Here is an 18489-nt window from a genome sequence, read left to right on the forward strand (position 1 = left end):
GATGGTGGGTGTGTGGTGGAGCAAGGAACCTACCAGGACCTAACGACCGACCCCACATCACGCTTCAGAAAGCTCTTCGCCTCCCAACTGGAGGGGAAATAACCTTGCAACATACCCGCACAACGTAGAGTTAAAAACATGGAACGTATTGAATCCCCCGTCTACCGCAGGCTCGGCAACTCCGGCCTCGTCGTACCCAGCGTCGGTATCGGCTGCAACAACCTCGGCCGCCCCGGCACCCCCACCCGCACCCAAGAAGGCACCAACGAAGTCATCGCCGCCGCAGTCGACGCAGGCATCAGCTTCTTCGACATCGCCGACCTCTACGGCGCTGAACCCGGCCTCTCAGAAACCATGTTCGGCACCGCCCTCACCCAGCTCGGCCTCGACCGCGACGAACTGACCATCGTTACCAAATTCGGCCTGCCCGTCGGCGACCTCAACGGCAACGACCGCAACGCCCGCGGATCCCGCCGCTACATCATGCGCGCCGTCGAAGGGTCCCTCCGCCGCCTCGGCACCGACTACATCGACCTGTACTTCTACCACAGCCCCGACCCCAACACCCCCATCGAAGAGACCCTCAGTGCCCTCGACCAGCTCGTACGCGACGGCAAAGTCCGCTACCTGGGCCACTCCAACTTCTCCGGCTGGCAGCTCGCCCACGCCGAACACTGCGCCCATGAACTCGGCACCGAACGGTTCATCGTCGCTGAAAACCACTACAACCTGCTTGACCGCCGCGCAGAACTCGAAATCCTGCCCGCCGCACGGCACTTCGGCATGGGTGTGCTGCCGTACTTCCCGCTCGCTAACGGCCTGCTGACCGGCAAGTACCGCCGCGACAACATTCCCGCCGGTTCGCGCCTGTCCCACTCCAAGAAGAACGTGCTCGACGCCGCCAACTGGGACCAGCTCGAAGCCTTCCACAGCTTCTGCACCGAACGCGGCATCACCGAAGTGCAGGCGGCGTTCTCCTGGCTCGCACAGCAGTCGCCAGTCACCTCCGTCATTGCCGGTGCGACCAGCGCCGGGCAGGTGCGCGCCAACGCACAGGCGGCATGCCTGCGCTTCGACGCTGAGGACCTCGCCGCCCTGGACGCCATCTTCCCGGCACCCGAGAAGATCGCGCTGTTCTAAACGCGGGCTCCCTCTCAAAGGGGCACTCAGGCGGTCGCATATGTCGGCCGTAATATACGCTGAAAAATGTCCGTGGTGAGAAATAAATATCACCCGCCGAACGTTTTCGCTAGGATTAGGTGAGGTGTGTCTAACCTGACGCACCTCACCTTACCTATGTACCCACCCCTGCCGCCTGGAAGCAGCCCGGCAGGACCACCCGCCACCGGCACATCAAAGGACACCATGAGCGCACAGAGCACCGCCTCCACCCTGCCCCCTCTGGGCACCGGGAAGCACAGCCGATACCTCGGCATCATCGCACTCATCGCCACCTTCGGCGGTCTACTCTTCGGCTACGACACCGGAGTAATCAACGGCGCGCTCGAACCCATGAGCCGCGAACTCGGCATGGACTCCACCACCCAAGGCTGGGTCACCGGATCGCTCGCCTTCGCCGCCGCTATTGGCGCGCTCGGATGCGGCCGCATCTCTGACCGGTTCGGCCGCCGAACCACCATCATTGGGCTCTCCACCATCTTCTTCATTGGTGCCCTGACCTGCGTGTTTGCACCCAACGTCGCCGTACTCATCACCGGGCGCACCCTGCTCGGCCTGGCGGTCGGTGGCGCCTCCGCCGTGGTGCCCGTGTTCCTCGCAGAGCTCGCACCCTACGAAATTCGCGGTTCCCTCTCCGGCCGCAACGAGCTCATGGTTGTGGGCGGTCAGCTTGCCGCGTTCATCGTGAACGCCCTCATCGGCAACGTATGGGGCGAGCACGACGGCGTGTGGCGCTGGATGTTCGCCATCTGCACCCTGCCCGCCATCGGCCTGTTCGTCGGCATGCTGCGTGTACCCGAGTCGCCGCGCTGGCTGTTGCGCGTCGGCAAGTGTGAGCAGGCGCTTGAGGTGATGAAGCGCATCCGCTCCACCGAGCGTGCCGAAGCTGAAATTGCCGACATTGAACGCACCCTGCAGGCGGAGGTGGCAACCTCTCAGAACAATGCGGCGGGTAAGGACAGTGCGGGCGTGCGCGGCTGGTTCGTGCGCATCCTGCTCGTCGGTATTCTGGTTGGCGCGGGCCAGCAGCTGACCGGCATCAACTCGATCATGTACTACGGCATTAAGGTGCTCAAGGAAGCCGGTTTCAGCGAATCCGCGGCGCTCATCGCGAACATTGCGCCGGGTACGATTGCGGTGCTTGGTTCCATCCTGTCGCTGCGCCTGATGGAGCGTGTACCGCGCCGCGTCATGGTCATTACCGGCTATAGTTCGACCGCGTTTTTCCACGTGCTGATTGCGGGTGCATCCATGCTGTTGCCCGCCGATAATGCGGCGCGTCCCTGGATTCTGCTGGTGCTCATCGTCTGCTTTGTGGGCGCGATGCAGACCTGCCTGAACGTGTCGACGTGGGTGATTATGAGTGAGCTGTTCCCGCTGCGTGTGCGTGCGGCGGGTATGGGCATTTCGGCGTTTAGCGGCTGGATGATGAATGGTGTGCTGTCGCTGGCGTTCCCCGTGATTCTGGGCGCGGTCGGTCTGACCGGCTCCTTCATCGGCTTTGCCGTGGTGAACGTGGTCATTGCGCTGCTGATGTTCCGCAACCTGCCGGAGACTCGCGGCGTGAGCCTGGAACAGGTGGAGCGCGGCGTGATGGACGGCAGCGCCTACCCCTTCGCGCGCGGGCGCTAAACCCTGCGGTTTTAGGCACGAACGAGGCGGGCGGCCCCTCCCCGGTGGAGGTGCCGCCCGCCTCGCAATATGCGTTAGGAGATTAGTCTGCGGGGTTCTCTTTGAGGAACTCGTCGAGGCCGATGCGGTAGCCGTCATCTTCGGCGCGTGCCTTACGAAGAGCCTCAATGTCGAGGAGCTCTTCGTACTCTTCCAGCAGCTTCAGATCTTCGTAGGAGATGAGCGCGGCAACGGTCTTTCCGTTGCGGCTGATGAGGGGACGTTCGCCGGAGAACACGGCCTCATTGACCTTGGTTCCGAGGTTGTCGCGGAGTTCTTTAAGGGTCGTGACATTGGAACGAGTCCGGTGAGCGGTGACAGTCATGACCGGTTCCTTTCTGGGGTTTCTGTGGCGGCTCCGAGGATAGTTCCTGCGTAGGTTCCATCCAGGGGAGTTACTTACATGGTACAACAATGTAAAGTGTGTAAAAAGTGTACACTTTTTCTGCTAAGGTTGAGGGTAAGATTTAAAGCTCTGCCTGAAGGGTGCAGATGACTGCAAACCATGTCTCAAACCCCGTGTACCGGGTTGAATTGACGCGTAAAGCAGCGAAAGAACTGAAAAAAATCCAACGAGAAGACCGGGCAGTCTTCGAGAAAATTATCGTCTGCCTCCAAGCCCTTGGTGACGACCCATATATGGCGGGAGTCAAGAAGCTACAGGGTGAAGAAGGGTACAGGGCGCGAGTAGGAAATTACCGCATCCTGTACACCGTTGATAACGGTGCGGTTGTTGTTGAGGTTTTCCGAGTCGGGCATCGGCGAGAGGTTTACCGCGGGCTGTAGGGTATAAGGTTCTGGGGCTACCCTCGGCACCTGGCCGTGGCGGCTATCCGAGGCGACCCGGGGAGGCTCATCCCTCGGACGCGTCACAAAAAATTTTTATATTTTTAGCGGATAATCCATCAACGCGCCCCACAAGGGGACCTGCCGATAATACTCGGCTCAACGCACCGTAGATGTCGTTGTGTAAACCCAAAACAAGAGACTTAATCCACAGAAACCACGCTACACAAGTGAAGGGGCTGTTCGTTGAGCGAAAAGCAAGGAGCCCCTACCCTGAAACCCCGCCCGTAAGGTGCTACCGTCAAGAGGGTACTATTGACTTCAAAGTGCCGAAATATATGCTTGACCTGTGCGAGCACACACCGCGCAGCCACCGGAACGATTCGTCACCCGGTGCAATACACATGACTCTAACGAAATATAGGTGAACCATGACTGAGAACGTACACAACGATTGGGATCTGCGTAGCGAAGAGGTCCAGAAGGATCAGGTAGCAGCATACGACGCGATGCGCCGCCGCTGCCCCGTCGCCCACGACGAATTCATGGGCTACTCCGTCTTCAAGAACGCCGACGTGCAGCACGTTCTCGACCACCCCGAAATCTCCTCCAACGTGGTCTCCAACCGCCACATCGCCGTCCCCAACGGCATGGACGCCCCCGAACACACCGCGTTCCGCGCAATCAACGACAAGTACTTCACCCCCGAGCGCCTCGAAAAGTTCGCACCCGTCATCCGCGAAGCCGTGCAGGGCCTCATCGCTGACCTTCCTCGCGGCGAAGAGGTAGACGTCATGCAGGGCTTCGGTCAGGCATACGCAATGCGTGTGCAGAACGCCTTCATGGGCTGGCCCGCATGCCTCGAGCAGCCCCTCACCGAGTGGATCGAGAAGAACCGTGTGGCCACCCTGCGCCGTGACCGCGCAGAAATCGCCAAGGTCGCCCTCGAATTCGACGGCTACATCCGCCAGCTGCTCGACGAGCGCCGCGAGGATGCCGCAGCCGGCAAGCCCAAGGACGTCACCGCCGAACTGCTCACCGACATCGTGGACCTGCCCGGCGAAGAGCCCCGCACCATGACCGACGAAGAGATCGTCAGCCTCATCCGCAACTGGACCGTGGGCGAGCTGTCCACCGTCTCCGCAACCGTGGGTGTGTTCGTGAACTTCCTGGCACGCAACCGCGCCGAGCAGGACCGCCTGCGCGCATCCCTCGCCGACGGCAACGCCCTGGAAGACTCCAGCGAAATCGCCCTCGCCGTCGAGGAAATCATGCGACTCGAGGACACCCTCGTCACCAACCGCCGCATCACCACTCGGGACACCGAACTTGGCGGCCGCACCCTGCCCGCCGGCTCCCGCGTGACCATCAACTGGGCCAGCGCAAACCGCGACGAGGACGCCTTCGAGGACGCCCTCACCTACAACCCGCACCGCGACCAGTCCCGCAACCTCGTGTACGGCGACGGCATCCACGTCTGCCCCGGCGCGCCCCTGGCACGCCTGGAGCTGCGTATCCTGCTCGAGGAGCTGCTGCGCGGCACCAAGTCGATTGAGATTGCGGACGAGAGCGAGAAGCCCGCAACCGTGAACGCCGTGTACCCGGTCTCCGGCTACTCGGTTGTGCGCGCCATCTTCAACTAGGTGTTATCGGCATCGGCGGTGCCGCTCGAGTGGAATGAACCGGATGCCGTAGCATAACGCGCGAGGCGCCGAACCCCTTTGATAGGGGTTCGGCGCCTCGCGCTGTTAAGAGTGAATAGGGGCTAGAATACACCGCCCGCTATAGACGGAGCAGAATATTCTTTAATGGCTATATACACTGGTCGGTTATCTCAGTGAGCTGAGTTTAGCGGCCGGTAGCCGAGGGCTTCGCGGAAGAACGAGACGAGGCGCTCGCAGACGGACGAGCCGAAGCACTCGCAGACGCCGAGGCGGAAACCTCCGCCGCCGCGCTCGCCGACTCCTCGGCCGATAGCGGTGTACCGTCCTCGTGGACGCCCGCCATTGCCGGGGTCACGCCATTCACGAAGCTCAGCTTCGCCTGCTTGAAGTGATAATCCGGGGAGCAGGTCAGCTTGTACTTGGTATCCGCCAGCTCGCGAATCGTCTTCACATAATTCTGAGTCTCGGGGAAGGGCGGAACGCCGCCGTACTTCTCCACGGAACCGGGGCCCGCGTTATAGCCGGCGAGCACCACATCCTGCAGCTCATCCTCATTAGAAGCGTACTTCGCCAAACGGGTGCGAAGCTCGGACAGGTAGCGGGCCTGCGCCGCAATCGCATCGTGCGGGTTCAGCACGTTGCCGCCGTTGCCGAAGCTGTAATGCTCGGCGTTCCACGCCTCATCGGTAAACTGCGCGATACCCTTAGCGCCCTGATGGGACTCAACGCCCACGCGCCAGTGGCTCTCGGTCTCAATCTGCGCGGCCATCACGCCGGGGCGGAAACCCGACACCTTAGAGCCCTCCTCAAAATCGGATCGGAGGGCCGCCGGAGCATACGAAAGCTCGGTCATGCCGCAATAATCATCGTAGGTGGCCGCCAAACCGGCGACGCCGCCACCCAGCAGGACCGCAGAGGCGATAATCTGCCAGTGCGCAAGCACCCCGGCGATAAAGCGCAGCGGGAAAGCTTTACGCGGCCGAGGGGAAGTCTGTGCGTCCGCCGAGGCGGAAGTGTGGTTGGAGGCGCTCGTAGCGTTACGCTCGGAAGGGGCGCCCGAAGTGCTATGTGCCATCCATCCAGACTAGCGCACCCGAGCCGCGGATGCCGACAAAATACCCACGGATGAGGCTAAAAGCATAGTCAGCGCGGGATGCGCACCCCGCCCCAATCCGGGCAAACGGCCCTGCCGCCCGCCTGCGAGAAAGGAAGAAGCCGCCCGGAAAGGCCCCCGGGTAGCGGAGGGCCCCGCCGCGCGCATCCGAGGATGCACCCGGCGGGGCCTCACAAATCCCGCTGCCGCGAGGGCTCGGCTCACGGGGTTGCCTAGCGGTCGGTCACCACAATCTTGCCGGCGGCGCCGCGCTCCATCTCCGCGAAGGAGTGGTTCACGAACGTGTACGTGCCGGACTCCAGGAACTGCATCTCCACGAAGCCGCCCTGGGCGGGGGCCAGATCCAGGGCCTGACTGTGGCCGTCACGGCTACCGAACGCATCCGCGCCGCGGCGCATCAGGTAGCCGCCCTCCTTGTAGACCGTGTCGAACTGCGAACCGACCACGTGGAAGCTCGTGCCGTGGTTCGGGCCCGCCGCCATCACCCAAATACGGATGCGCTCGCCCTTCTTCACCTGCAGGGGCTTTGCCTTGTACTGGGTCGCGTGGCCGTTGAACATGGTCAGCGTGGGGGTGCCCGCCGCAATCAGGTCGGGAGAGTTCTCCGCCAGCTTGTTGCCGTCGGAGGCGGTCTTGCCGGTGTCGTGCAGGTACGCTTCGCCCTGAACCATCACGTACTCGTGATCCACCTGATCCAGGTCGGCCGGGTCAATGATGACCGCGCCGTACATGCCCTGGGTCATGTGCAGGCTCAGCGGGGCGGTACCGCAGTGGTACAGCCAGATGCCGGCGGCCTTCGCCTCGAAACGGTAGACGAGACGCTCACCGGGGGCGATGGTCTTCATCGTGTTATCGGGGGAAACCATGCCCGCGTGGAAGTCCAGCGAGTGGCCCATCGTGCCGTTATTGACGAGTGTAATTTCAAAAATATCGCCGACCTTGCCGTGCAGAACCGGGGCCATGTTCTGCCCGTTGAAGGTCCACATGTGGACGGTTACGCCGGGGGCTACCTCGCGGTCGACCTCCTGCACCTCCAGGGTGACCTTGCGGACGGTCTTGCCGTTCACCTGCGTGGCGGTGTTCGGTGCCGGGATGTTCGGGTCGCGGTACTGGTAGCCGCTGCCGGGCGCCGCAGACATGTCAATCTTGCCGTTAGCGACCGTCATGAGGGTCGGGACGTTACCCGTCGCGGCGTGGTTGTGGTTGGTGTGGTCACCGGAAGCCACCTGCTGCGAAGAAGCACCGGTCACCTTCACCTTGAGGACCATGCCCAGGGAGCGGTGGCCCGCCACGGAGCAGTACGCCTCGGTATCGGCGGTCATGACGCCGGCGTCCACGGTCTTCGTCTCGCCGGGGTTGATCGTGCCGGTGGTTGCGCCGTTATCGAAGGTCAGGTCGTGGGTCATGCCCTGATCCTCGTTGGTGACCTCGACGACCAGGCGGTTACCGGCGGGCACCTCCACCTCGGCGGGGGTGAAGCGGTAGTTGCTGGTTGCCTTCACCTTGACGGTGGTGGTCTGTCCGGTCGGCGTGCCCGCCTGCGAGCCGGCGTTCAGGGTGGGCAGGGCCGAGAGGTTCAGCGCGGAGGGGTTCACCGCGAAGCCCAGCAGGAAGGCCATGGCCACGGCCAGGGCCGCCTGGAAGCTCTGCTTGGCGTGCGGGACGGGCTCGGGGGTGAGCGCCTCCTGGTTGAAGGCGGGCTTCTCACCGCGGGCGCGGGCCGCCATCATCTCCTTGCGGGCGCTCACCGAGGCCTTCACACCGCGAATCATGAGCGGAATGAACGCGGCCAGGGCCAGGGCACCCACGACGGCGACGGCAATCTTAATGGACTGGCCCACCGCCGCGCCGGGCATCATGAAGACGAGCAGGGCAAGGTTCACGGCGGTCACGCGGGCCGCTGCGAAACGGTTAAATTCCTTATTGGATGCGCGCACCACGGCCGGGCCGCCACCCATGCGCTGCGGAAGCAGGTAGCTCATCGCGCCGAGCAGCACCTGAAGCAGGAAGCCAACCACGAAGATGGGGGTCACGGCGCGCATATCCAGCTGCGCGAAGGGGGTGGTCGCCACCATGGCGATGATTGCCACAACGCCCATCAGGAACCAGCAGAAGCCCATACCCACGCTCATGGGCGGGTACTCGTTCGGGCGCTTGGTGCGCAGGGTGCGAACCATTACACCGGCCACGAGCAGCAGGCCCAGCAGGTACACCACGAGGCCGGCCACGGCCACCGGGCGCAGCCCGAAGAGCGCACCGACCAGGGTCAACGCAACGCCACCGCACATGAGGTACAGGGCGCGCACGCTGTGGGCAAGCGCCTTATCCACCATCTTGGTGCGCAGCATGGTCGGCCAGAAGGTCACCAGCGTGCCAACCACCGTGATGCCAACGAATCCGAGCACGTTCACGGCCTCGTGGGCGAGCAAAAACTGCGAGTGCAGGGTGCCGTTCAGGTTCGGGTAGGCAATCATGCCGCCAAACGCCGCACCGAGGGGCAGCATGAGTGCCGCAACGATGTAGAAACGAATCGTCACGCCAAAGCGGGAGGGCAGGGCGCGGCGTACCTGGCCCATCAGATAGATGCCGTGCCAGGCCACCATCGCACCGATGACGAGGGCACCAATCACCGTGCAGGCGTACAGGCCCGGCACGCTCAGCTGGCCAACCATGCCTACCATGAGAAGCACGATGCCCGCGTTCAGGGTGAAGATGCGGCCCACTTGGACCTTGCGCTGCTCGTCGGGGATCTTGATCTTCATGAGCGCTTCGGTGAAGTGCTGCGACCAAATCAGAATCGAGTTCGTAATCAGGCCGAGGGTCACCATGTGCACCATCAGCCAGCCGCTATTGGGGATGACGCGATGCAGCAGAAGCGCGGCGATGAGGGCAAACATCCAGTAGGAGACGGGCTTGGAAGCGCGACGATGCCACGTGCCGCGGCCGGATGCGCGGCGCGCAATCTCTTCGGTGGTGAGGGAAGCGCCGGGAACGCCGGCCGGGCGCATGCCGATGCTCAGTCCGGAGGAGCCGCCTCCGGAGACGGCCGCACCGTCTGCCGCACCGCTTGCTGAACTGCCGGGCGCGCCGATGCTCAGGCCGCCGAGGCTTCGGGGACGCTGGCCGTCGGGCTTGCCGCCGCCGGTTGCGCCGGGGCGCTCGCCGCCGTTGGGCTTCTCGCCGTCAGATGGGGTGCCGAGATGTTCGCTCACGCAATCACTGCTTTCACTGCTGGTTGTTCACGTCGGTACGTCGGTGTGTTGACGTCGGTGTGTTCGGGGGCGCTCCGCATCCGCTAGACTCCGCGAAGGGCGCGTCGAGTGCCATATAAATCCATTATATTGCCCCATTTGTACCAATTTTGAAGACAGTACGTGCGTATAAATACGCTCTGCGGCCCGCTTCCTGAAGCCTGTGAATATGCGCCCTGATGCATCGGATACACCCGCTTCGCGATACACTGTTATGGCTTGAAAACACCGATGCCCCGCACTCTCACGGGGCATCCGAGACACCCCGCGCCGGGATCCGCAGCCAACCCCACAGTAAGGACATCTCGTGGCCAGAACCGAATCCAAAACCCCGATTTGGGGCGTTATTGCCGTCCTAGCGCTCCTGGCGGTGGGCGCCAATTTCCTGCTCCGAATCCTGAGCGACCCCGCCAGCGGCATGGATTTCTCCATTTACCGCCTGGGCGCCATGACCATTTTCGATAACGAGGGGTTCACCCAGGACCTGTACTCCCCGACCCTGAACGATCACGGCGTGATTAAGCCGCCGTTCACCTACCCGCCGTTTGCGGCGATGCTGTTCCTGCCCTTCGCGTTCATGCCCCTGGTCGTCGGTAAGGTGCTCATGGTGCTGGGGTCCGTGGTGGTGGCCTGGTGGCTTTCCACCGTCATCTACAACTACGTCAATGCGCGCGGTCGCGAACTGCCCCTGCAGCGATACTTTGGCCGCGTGGGAACTATCGCCGTGCTGACCCTTCTGGTGGTTGCAGCGGGTCCCTGGCAGCGCACCATCGACCTGATTCAGATCAACCCGTTCATTACCGCGCTGATTCTGGCCGATTTTGTGCGCCCGGCGACCCGCGTGCCGCGCGGCGTGCTGATCGGCATTGCCGGCGGCGTGAAGCTCACTCCGCTCGTGTTCGGCCTCATCCTGCTGGTGCGCCGCGATTGGAAGGGCATCGCAACCCTGGGTGCGACCTTCTTCGCCACGATTGCGCTGGGCTTCATTCTGATGCCCAAGGAGGCACCGGAATTCTGGTTCTCGGCGCTGACGAATCCTTCGCGCGTGGGCGGCCTGAACTATGTGGATAACATTTCGATTCAGGGTTGGCTGTTGCACTTCGGCCTGTCCGAGGGTGCCGCGAAGCCCGTCTACTATGCTCTAGCGCTCGTGAGCATCGTACTCACCGCCGGCCTGCTGTACCAGCTGGAACGCCGCGGTGCGGCCCTGGCACAGGTGGCGGTGACCGCCTCGCTCATGGTGGCGCTTTCGCCGATTAGCTGGTCGCACCACAACGTGTTGCTGCCCCTGCTGGCGGTTGTGCTGGTGCTGGATGCGTTCCCCACCTACTTCGCCCCGCAGCCGGCCTGGTTGCGTGTGGGCGCCGCGTGCTTTGCCTGGGTTGCCGTGCTGGGCCTGTACATTTCCCCGATGCGTATCGCCTCGTGGATGCACGGCTCCATGGACGACATGGAGCACCTTGCCGCCGGTGCGCTGGCGGTGTCGGCGATTCCGGCGTTCTGCCTGTGGGTGACGATGATGCTCTGGTCGGTTGCCGCGCTGAGCGCCCCGGTGCGCGGCGCGAAGGTTGAGCCCGTGCAGTACGGTTCCGTGCCCAACGATGCACCCCTGGGCTGGTGGGGCGCTCGCGCCCTGGTCACCGGGCGCGCCGAGTCTGTACGTGCCGCTACCTCCCGGGGGGCAACCGCGTGAGCCACGCGAAAAACACTGAGAAGAACGCCGAAGATACCGAAAAGAATACCGGGGCGGTAGCGCCCGCTATCCCGTGGGCCTCGGCCTCCGCAGCTTCCGCCGAGGCTACCGCGGCTACCGGGTCCGCCCAGGCTGCCGAGCCCGCCGAGCCCACCCCGCCCGCGAAGCCGAAGGACCGCCCCGAGGAACCCGGTCACTCCGATGCATCCGAACGCATTCTCAGCCTGCGCGAACGCTTCTTCCGCGGCGGCGATATCTGGGCGCACCTGGTGTTCATCCTGGTGGCCGCCTACGCCCTCAACTACGTCACCCACGCAGCCGCCGACGATATCTACGTCTACCGCCTGGGCGCGGTCTCCCTGGCCGACGGCCCCGACGGGCTACAGCTCTACAGCTTCCGCACGCGCGGCCTGCCCTTCACCTACCCGCCGTTTGCGGCCCTGCTCTTCTACCCGCTCGCGTTCCTCACCGAACCGCAGAGCATGATGCTGATTACCGTCATCATCGGCGTGCTCAGCTACGTGTGCGCCTACGCCCTGTACTCCTACGCGCGTAGCCGCGCCTGGTGTCTGCCCCTGCAGAAGTACCTGAGCTCCTGGGGCATGGTCTCGCTCATGGCGGCCCTCATTTGGGCCTGCGGCCCGTGGCGCCTCACCACGCACTTCGGGCAGATTAACGCGATTATCCTCGCCCTAATCCTGGCCGACTTCATGCGCCCGGCCACCCGCGTGCCGCGCGGTGTGCTACTGGGTATTGCCGCCGGCATTAAGCTCACCCCGCTCGCCTTCGGCCTGCTGCTGCTCATGCGTAAGGACTGGAAGGGGCTTATCACCACGGCCCTAAGCTTCGCGGCAACCGTGGGTATCGCGTACCTCGTCGTGCCCCAAGAATCGACGATTTACTGGTTCCAGGCGCTGCGCGACACCTCCCGCGTGGGTTGGTTCAGCTACTTCGATAACGTGTCTATCATGGGCACCCTCACCCACGCGGGCCTGCAGCACCATCTGACCGCAACCGCCCTGTCGACCGTGCAGGTGGCCCTGACCCTGCTCATCGTTCTGGTGACGGCCGTTCTGCTGATCCCGCTGATTCGCGCCCGCGCGGTCGTGTCGCAGCTGGCGCTGACGGCCTTCATGATGCTGCAGATCTCGCCGATTAGCTGGTCGCACCACAACACCTGGTACCCGCTGATGCTGGCCGCCGTCGTGGTGGAAATCTTCCCGCTGTTTTACCGGTGGGCAAGCTCGTTCATTGCGACCCTCGGCGTTATCACGGCGAGCGTGGCGCTGGCGGGCATGTACATTTCCCCGTACTGGATTGTGCTGGCCTTCGCCCCGCACTTCAGCTCGGACAACATCCTCATGGTGCCCGAGGGCTCGCTGGGCCTCATGGCGGGCACGTCCCCGTACCAGTTCATGTACGTGTTCACGGTGGTGACCTTCTTCGTGTACCTGGTACACCGCCAGCAGATTAATCGCGCCGCAGCCCGCGAGGGGGAACGCGTGACTGCCCTGGGCGCCGCATACTAGAAACCGTCGCGACCCGCGGCCGCGCGAAGACCGCAGACGCAGAAGAGCCCCCGCATCCGAGGGATGCGGGGGCTCTTCCGGCGTGCCGCCACGGGCTACGGGCGGCTAGTGGGTGCCGATGCTCCAGTCAGCCGAGGAGGTGCTACGCACCTGCAGGAGGTTCTTGCCGGTGCTCTTCCACTCCATGCTGCTCTTCATGTTCGCCACGCTGGTGCCAAACATAACGTCGCTACGGCTGGCGCTCAGCAGCGCGAAGCCGCGCTTGCTGTCCAGGCCCTTCGCCTCGAACTCCATGGTGGACTCGCCACCGTCGTAGGTGAAGGCGTAGTAGTTCATGTTCGTGTGGAACTTCTCGCCCTTGGCGTAGTTCGGTGCGGAGGATTCGTCGTACACGCGAATCAGCCACTCGCCCTTACCGTTGAGCTCCAGCTTGCGGGTGGGGCTGGAGGGGTTGGTGGTATCCAGCCACGCGGTGCCGCGGATGGGGGTGCGGTCGACGGTCATATCGATGACGCTCAGGCCGGTGGAAATCTCACCCTTCTCGGTGAGGCTGGTGATGTAGGCGCGGCTGCTCAGGTCGTCCGAGGGCTTGAACTCGTAGTAGACGATGCCCTTGGAGGCGTCGCCCTTCACCTTTTCGATGTCGATGTTCTTCTTATCCTCGGTGACGGTCTCCTTGTACTCCTTGTACTCGCCCTCGGGTAGCTTCGCCTCGGACGCGGTGGTCGAGGACGAGCCATCCGAAGACTGCGCGCTCGCCGAGGTGGAGGTGCCGTCCGCCTGGTTCGAGCGGTCGGAGGAGCCCGAGCCGCCGCGCGGCAGGAGCATCACGATGACCAGGATGAGAACGATCAGCAGGGCCAGCGCGGCACCGATGATGCCCAGAAGCTTGCCGCCGAATGGGCCCTTCTTCTTGGTCTCGGTCTCGGAGGGCTGGGAGTTCTGCTGCTCGTGCTGAGACGCGGAATCAGCCTGGGGGACGTAGGGGTTGAACGCTGCGGCGGGCTGAGCCTGTTGGCCACCCTGCTGACCTGCCTGACCGGACTGGTCTGCCTGACCGGACTGGCCGGCGGGCTGGTAGGGGTTGTAGGGCTGGCCGCCGTGCTGCGAGGCGAACTGCTCACCCTGGAACTGGCCGGGCTGACCACCGAAGGAATCGGCGGCACCCTGGTGCGGGTTCTGCTGGCCCGCGAAGTCCTGACCCGCGAAGTCCTGACCGGTAAATTCCTGGCCCGCGGGAGCCTGCGGAGCAAACTCCTGGCCCGCGAAGTCCTGACCGGTAAACTCCTGGCCCGCGGGAGCCTGCGGAGCAAACTCCTGGGCGGCGAAGGCCTGGGGAGCCGCGACGTCGGCGGGGGCCGGGGCGCTTGCCTCGGGGGCCTGCGCGGGCTGCTCGGGCGAGGAGTGGAACTCAATCAGCGGGGAGTTCTCGACGGAGTGGGGCAGGGAAGCCTCGGCGGGTGCGGGCTCCTCAACCGGCTCGGCGGGTGCTACTGCCTCGGCAACGGGCTCCGCGGGAACGTCTGCGGAGACGGGGGCCACGGGAATCGTCGGGGCGGCGGGGGCCACCTCGGCAACAACCTGCTCGACCACAATCTGCTCGGATACGACGGGTTCTGCGGGGGCCTCTTCGACCGGTGCCGCTGCCTCGGAAATAGGCTCAGCGGGGGCCTCCTGAACGGGCTCCGCGGGAGCCTCTGCGGCGGGGGCTTCGCCGGCGGGGTTCAGCACCTCTCGGGGTAGAGCGGTCTCCTGAATCGGCACCGGGGTCAGGTAGCGCATGGGCTTCGGCTCTGCCTCGGTCCGCTCTGCCTCGGTCTGCTCGGCTTCAGCCGACTCTGCGCCGGACTGCTCGGTCGCGATGGGCTCGGCCGCGACGGGCTCCGCGGGAGCCTCTCCGACCGGAACCTCTGCGGAAATCTCGGTCGTCTCAACAGCAGGCTCCGCAACGGGTTCTGCGGGTGCCTCGGCGGCGGGCTCGGAGGCGCCCAGCGCCTCGGCGGACTCTTCCGAAATGAGCGGCTCCAGGGGAGCGTCATCGACATCGATGGGCTCGGGGTCGGGCTCTTCGACCCACAGCTGCCAGCCATCGGGAACGGGACCCCAGGCCGGGTCGGGGCGCCAGGTGGGGGTAGGGGTCCAGCCTGCGGGCGGGGCGGGCCAATTGGGCGGCGGGTTGAAGACGAGTGCCATAAGAAAGCAGCCTTTCTGGTGCTGAAAACACCCCGGAAGAGCGGTCATCAGCGACTATGTATATGACGTGTATTATCGCTTCAAATTATGGCACAGCTTTATGGGTCAAAAGCCTTGCCTGGTCGTTTTTGAGAGGATTCACGGCAGACTCTTCACTTTCGTAACATTCTGCGTTAATCCGCGGTTCAAGATTGGGGTTTGAGCTTAGGTTGAGGGTTTTGCGTGTGGTGCGCGATGCAACCGGGGCGGCAGGAGTCCCCGCTCCCGTGACACCTCGTGCCGGTATCCGCCCGAGTTGCCCGGCTAGGATTAAGGTATGAACACAACGCCGCCCCCCGCATCCCCGCAAGCACCGTTCGGCCCCGCCGCATCGGGCCGCTCCTCCCGTACCGACGGCCTGGCCTACCATCGTCTTTCGCACGCCGACCCGGAGACCCGCTGGTACTCGCCCCTGCTGGAGGGCCTGCTCGGCGTCGTCGTCTTCATTGGCCTGTCCCTCATGCTGTCGCTCCTCATGGCCGCGGCTGCTATGGGTTCGGGTCTTTCCCTGCGCGAGATTACCGAGAACCGCTCCCTCGTTATGGAGCACCCGGCGCTGTTCGCCCTGACCTTCCTCTCGCTCATCGCCATCGTGCCTTCGCTCTTTCTAGCGCGCCTGGTGGTGGGCCCGAAGCCCTGGGGCCTGATTCACTCTGTGGCGGGCCGCCTGCGCCGCTCGCTCCTGTTGCCGTACCTGGGCCTGGGCTTCGTGATCTACGGTATCTACTACGCAGTGATGGTGGCGGTGAGCGGTGCGTCCCTGCCCGATTATCGTTATTCGCAACCTTCACAGGTTGAATTTTGGGTTATTGTGGTGCTGATTCTGCTTCTGGTGCCCGTGCAGTGCTACGCGGAGGAGCTCGCCTACCGCGGGTTCATGATGCAGACGCTGGGCCGCTGGATTCGCACCCCCTGGCTGCCGATTGTGCTGCCGGCGGCGCTCTTCATGTTCTCCCACACTTACGATGCGTGGGGCCTGGGCTTCGTGTTTGCGATGGGCGTGTACGCCGGGTTCCTGTGCTGGTACACCGGCGGCCTGGAGGCCTCCGTCAGCCTGCACGTGGCCAATAACGTGACCCTGCTGCTGCTCTCTCTTGTGGCGGGTCTGGACCCCTTCGCCTCCGAGGGGGTGGCCCCCATGGATGCGCTGCAGGGCATCGCGCTGGAGGGCCTGTACGTGGTGCTCGCCTGCCTGATCTTCAACGCACGCGCTCGCCGCGGCGAGGTTTCACGTGAAACGCAACCGCTCAAGGTTGATAACTAGGGTCTGCGATGGCCGGGGCCCGCGATACCTAGCGCATGCGGCGGGTAGCCCTCGCCCGACTATCTGCCCGCCGCCGCCCCATCCGGGCCCCATCTGGACTTTCACCCCGACTCACCCCGTCAACACCCAAGAAAAGGTAGGGTTAAGCCATGACTGTTGATGCTGTAAAGAATATTGAAGACCTCGCCGCATTTGTGGCGGAGTCGCCGGTCTCCTACCTCGCCGCGCGCACGGTGGCGCGTCGCCTGCAGGCCGCCGGGTTCACCGAACTGGTCGAAACCGAGGCCTGGGAGCCGCAGGTCGCAACCGGCCGCCACTTCGTCGTCCGCGACGGTGCGATTATCGCCTGGGCCGGTGGCGCGAAGGCGCAGAAGGCAAGCGGCTACCGCGTGCTGGGTGCGCACACCGACTCGCCCTCCCTGAAGATTAAGCCCTCCTCCTCCATCACCACGAAGGGCTGGCACCAGATCGCCGTGGAGAACTACGGCGGCGCCCTGCTGAACTCCTTCCTGGACCGCGAGCTGTGCGTGGCGGGTCGCATCACCGTCATGGAGGACGGCGAGCTGAAGGACCGCCTGGTGCGTACCGGTCCGATTGCGCGCATCCCGCAGCTGGCGCCGCATCTGGACCACAAGCGCAATGAACTGGTGCTGGACAAGCAGTTCAACATGTACCCCGTGTGGGGTGTGGACCCCGCGGAGAACGACGTGCTCGGCTACATGGCGAAGCACGTGATTGACGGCGAGCCGGTCGACCCACAGAACATCGTGGGTTACGACCTGCTGTTTGCTGATTCGCAGCCGCCGCGCCGTTTTGGTGCCGATCAGGAGCTGTTCGCTTCCGGTCGCCTGGATAACCTGTCTTCGGTGCATGCGGGTTTGACCGCCCTGGAGCGTTACGTTGCCGATAACGCGGACGAGCACGCCACCGAGACCGTAATGCTTGCGGCGTTTGACCATGAGGAGCTTGGTTCGGAGTCGCGTAGTGGTGCGGCTGGCCCGTTCCTGGAGGATATTTTGGTGCGCCTGTCCGCCGCGCGCGGTGAGAGCACGGAGGAGTACCGCCGTTCGGTGGCGGCGTCGTTCTGCCTGTCGGCTGATGCCGGTCACCTGGTGCACCCGAACTATCAGGGTCACCACGACCCGACCGTGCAGCCGCTGCCCGGTGGTGGCCCGCTGCTGAAGATTAACGCGAACCAGCGTTACGCGACGGATTCGGTGGGTGCCGGCGTGTTTGCCGCGGCGTGTGCGAAGGCCGGTGTGCCGTATCAGGAGTTCGTGTCGAATAACAATATGCCGTGCGGCTCGACGATTGGCCCGATTACGGCAACCCGCCTGGGCATGCGCACCGTGGATGTGGGTATTGGCCTGCTGTCGATGCACTCGATGCGCGAGATGTGCCATGTGGACGATATGGCGTACATGACGCGCGCGGTGGAAGGCTTCTTCCGCCTCTAAATTGAACCCCGCTGAGGTGTGAACAGCTGGGGAGCGGGCGCCGGGAACGTATGGTTCCCGGCGCCCTTATTTTTAAGGATTTTTTCGGGGTATCTACCCCTTGAATAGGGTCTATGTGTACTGTAAAGTAACCCACAATACGTTATACACGTGTTGCACACTACTTGTTTTTGAGAAGTTTTCACCAATGATGGTGCACCATCAGCTCGTCACCGGCGTAGCGAGTGAACCCCAACATGAAAGGCGGTTCCCATGTTCTTCGATATTTCTCTGATCCCGCTGGCGGTTTTGATTATTGTGGGTCAGCTGAAAAAAGCACCACCAAGGTTGCTAAACAACCCCAGCTATCAGAAGGAGAGGGAGCAGGCGCGAAAGCACCTGCGCATCCTGGATGTGCTAGGCGTGGGTTTTGCTCTTGCCCTGATGATTATTCAGTGGGGTAACCCCGCGTTATCGCTTGCCTTTCAGGCGTTTGTTATTTGGGTGGTTCCCCGGCAGTTGTACGAGCTCTGGCAGAAGTTCAATGTGTCGCGTGGGATGCTCTTCGTGTGTGCTGCAGCCCTGATCGTTATTGAGTTTGGGTTGGCGTTCCTACCCTAACTTGCACCCTATAACAGTTGTGGCGGTGACCGTTGTTCGGTCACCGCCA

General features: G+C 63.6%; 13 protein-coding genes. 9 read left to right on the top strand and 4 right to left on the bottom strand.

The genetic code is table 11. The annotated features are described in order from the left end of the window. The first annotated feature begins 138 nt into the window (after nucleotides 1-138). The gene (locus tag HMPREF2944_RS00775) at nucleotides 139-1140 is read left to right on the top strand and encodes an aldo/keto reductase (RefSeq protein ID WP_070679503.1); all 1002 of its coding nucleotides are present in this window, start codon (nucleotides 139-141) and stop codon (nucleotides 1138-1140) included. 225 nt (nucleotides 1141-1365) lie between these two features. Then, nucleotides 1366-2811, top strand: coding sequence for a sugar porter family MFS transporter (locus tag HMPREF2944_RS00780; RefSeq protein ID WP_070679506.1), 1446 nt, complete (start codon nucleotides 1366-1368; stop codon nucleotides 2809-2811). Between the two features lie 82 nt (nucleotides 2812-2893). Here HMPREF2944_RS00780 and HMPREF2944_RS00785 read toward each other — a convergent pair whose 3' ends face one another. After that, entirely contained in the window at nucleotides 2894-3175 is a 282-nt protein-coding gene (locus tag HMPREF2944_RS00785; RefSeq protein WP_070679509.1) for a type II toxin-antitoxin system prevent-host-death family antitoxin, read from the bottom strand. Nucleotides 3176-3342: 167 nt separating this feature from the next. On the opposite strand from HMPREF2944_RS00785, the gene HMPREF2944_RS08925 reads away from it, so the two are divergent. Together HMPREF2944_RS08925 and HMPREF2944_RS00790 are read left to right on the top strand one after the other, a co-directional pair. Beyond that, a complete protein-coding gene (locus HMPREF2944_RS08925; protein WP_083309801.1) occupies nucleotides 3343-3636 on the top strand; it encodes a type II toxin-antitoxin system RelE family toxin in 294 nt (97 codons plus the stop codon). Nucleotides 3637-4067: 431 nt separating this feature from the next. Beyond that, on the top strand, nucleotides 4068-5279 hold the full coding sequence (locus tag HMPREF2944_RS00790; RefSeq protein ID WP_070679512.1) for a cytochrome P450: 1212 nt from the start codon (nucleotides 4068-4070) through the stop codon (nucleotides 5277-5279). A gap of 205 nt (nucleotides 5280-5484) precedes the next feature. Here the strand turns inward: HMPREF2944_RS00790 and HMPREF2944_RS09465 are convergent, their stop codons facing one another. Next, nucleotides 5485-6375: a lytic transglycosylase domain-containing protein gene (locus HMPREF2944_RS09465; protein WP_070679515.1), complete on the bottom strand. Its 891-nt coding sequence runs from the start codon at nucleotides 6373-6375 to the stop codon at nucleotides 5485-5487. Nucleotides 6376-6626: 251 nt separating this feature from the next. Next, a complete protein-coding gene (locus HMPREF2944_RS00800; RefSeq protein ID WP_371440396.1) occupies nucleotides 6627-9626 on the bottom strand; it encodes a multicopper oxidase domain-containing protein in 3000 nt (999 codons plus the stop codon). A 346-nt stretch (nucleotides 9627-9972) separates the two neighbouring features. Between HMPREF2944_RS00800 and HMPREF2944_RS00805 the strand changes: the two genes are divergently transcribed. Then, a complete protein-coding gene (locus HMPREF2944_RS00805; RefSeq protein ID WP_070679518.1) occupies nucleotides 9973-11358 on the top strand; it encodes a glycosyltransferase family 87 protein in 1386 nt (461 codons plus the stop codon). Next, nucleotides 11355-12887 (top strand): glycosyltransferase 87 family protein, encoded by a 1533-nt coding sequence (locus HMPREF2944_RS00810; RefSeq protein WP_070679521.1) that lies wholly within the window; start codon nucleotides 11355-11357, stop codon nucleotides 12885-12887. The genes HMPREF2944_RS00805 and HMPREF2944_RS00810 overlap by 4 nt, the downstream gene beginning before the upstream one ends. Nucleotides 12888-12992: 105 nt before the next feature. Here HMPREF2944_RS00810 and HMPREF2944_RS00815 read toward each other — a convergent pair whose 3' ends face one another. Then, nucleotides 12993-15080: a hypothetical protein gene (locus HMPREF2944_RS00815; RefSeq protein ID WP_070679524.1), complete on the bottom strand. Its 2088-nt coding sequence runs from the start codon at nucleotides 15078-15080 to the stop codon at nucleotides 12993-12995. A 316-nt stretch (nucleotides 15081-15396) separates the two neighbouring features. Between HMPREF2944_RS00815 and HMPREF2944_RS00820 the strand changes: the two genes are divergently transcribed. The 3 genes from HMPREF2944_RS00820 (at nucleotide 15397) to HMPREF2944_RS00830 (ending at nucleotide 18440) form a co-directional block, all read left to right on the top strand. Further along, entirely contained in the window at nucleotides 15397-16383 is a 987-nt protein-coding gene (locus HMPREF2944_RS00820) for a CPBP family intramembrane glutamic endopeptidase (RefSeq protein WP_070648449.1), read from the top strand. 149 nt (nucleotides 16384-16532) lie between these two features. Then, nucleotides 16533-17840: a M18 family aminopeptidase gene (locus tag HMPREF2944_RS00825; RefSeq protein ID WP_070679526.1), complete on the top strand. Its 1308-nt coding sequence runs from the start codon at nucleotides 16533-16535 to the stop codon at nucleotides 17838-17840. A gap of 252 nt (nucleotides 17841-18092) precedes the next feature. Continuing rightward, on the top strand, nucleotides 18093-18440 hold the full coding sequence (locus HMPREF2944_RS00830; protein ID WP_070679530.1) for a hypothetical protein: 348 nt from the start codon (nucleotides 18093-18095) through the stop codon (nucleotides 18438-18440). Nucleotides 18441-18489 lie beyond the last annotated feature (49 nt).

Origin of the sequence: Rothia sp. HMSC072E10, assembly GCF_001813965.1 — a bacterium.
In the GTDB taxonomy this organism is placed as follows: domain Bacteria; phylum Actinomycetota; class Actinomycetes; order Actinomycetales; family Micrococcaceae; genus Rothia; species Rothia mucilaginosa_A.

Coding starts and splice junctions, on each gene's coding strand:
- HMPREF2944_RS00775 (WP_070679503.1), top strand. CDS start 139: ATGGAACGTATTGAATCCCCCGTCTACCGCAGGCTCGGCAACTCCGGC.
- HMPREF2944_RS00780 (WP_070679506.1), top strand. CDS start 1,366: ATGAGCGCACAGAGCACCGCCTCCACCCTGCCCCCTCTGGGCACCGGG.
- HMPREF2944_RS00785 (WP_070679509.1), bottom strand. CDS start 3,175: ATGACTGTCACCGCTCACCGGACTCGTTCCAATGTCACGACCCTTAAA.
- HMPREF2944_RS08925 (WP_083309801.1), top strand. CDS start 3,343: ATGACTGCAAACCATGTCTCAAACCCCGTGTACCGGGTTGAATTGACG.
- HMPREF2944_RS00790 (WP_070679512.1), top strand. CDS start 4,068: ATGACTGAGAACGTACACAACGATTGGGATCTGCGTAGCGAAGAGGTC.
- HMPREF2944_RS09465 (WP_070679515.1), bottom strand. CDS start 6,375: ATGGCACATAGCACTTCGGGCGCCCCTTCCGAGCGTAACGCTACGAGC.
- HMPREF2944_RS00815 (WP_070679524.1), bottom strand. CDS start 15,080: ATGGCACTCGTCTTCAACCCGCCGCCCAATTGGCCCGCCCCGCCCGCA.
- HMPREF2944_RS00820 (WP_070648449.1), top strand. CDS start 15,397: ATGAACACAACGCCGCCCCCCGCATCCCCGCAAGCACCGTTCGGCCCC.
- HMPREF2944_RS00825 (WP_070679526.1), top strand. CDS start 16,533: ATGACTGTTGATGCTGTAAAGAATATTGAAGACCTCGCCGCATTTGTG.
- HMPREF2944_RS00830 (WP_070679530.1), top strand. CDS start 18,093: ATGTTCTTCGATATTTCTCTGATCCCGCTGGCGGTTTTGATTATTGTG.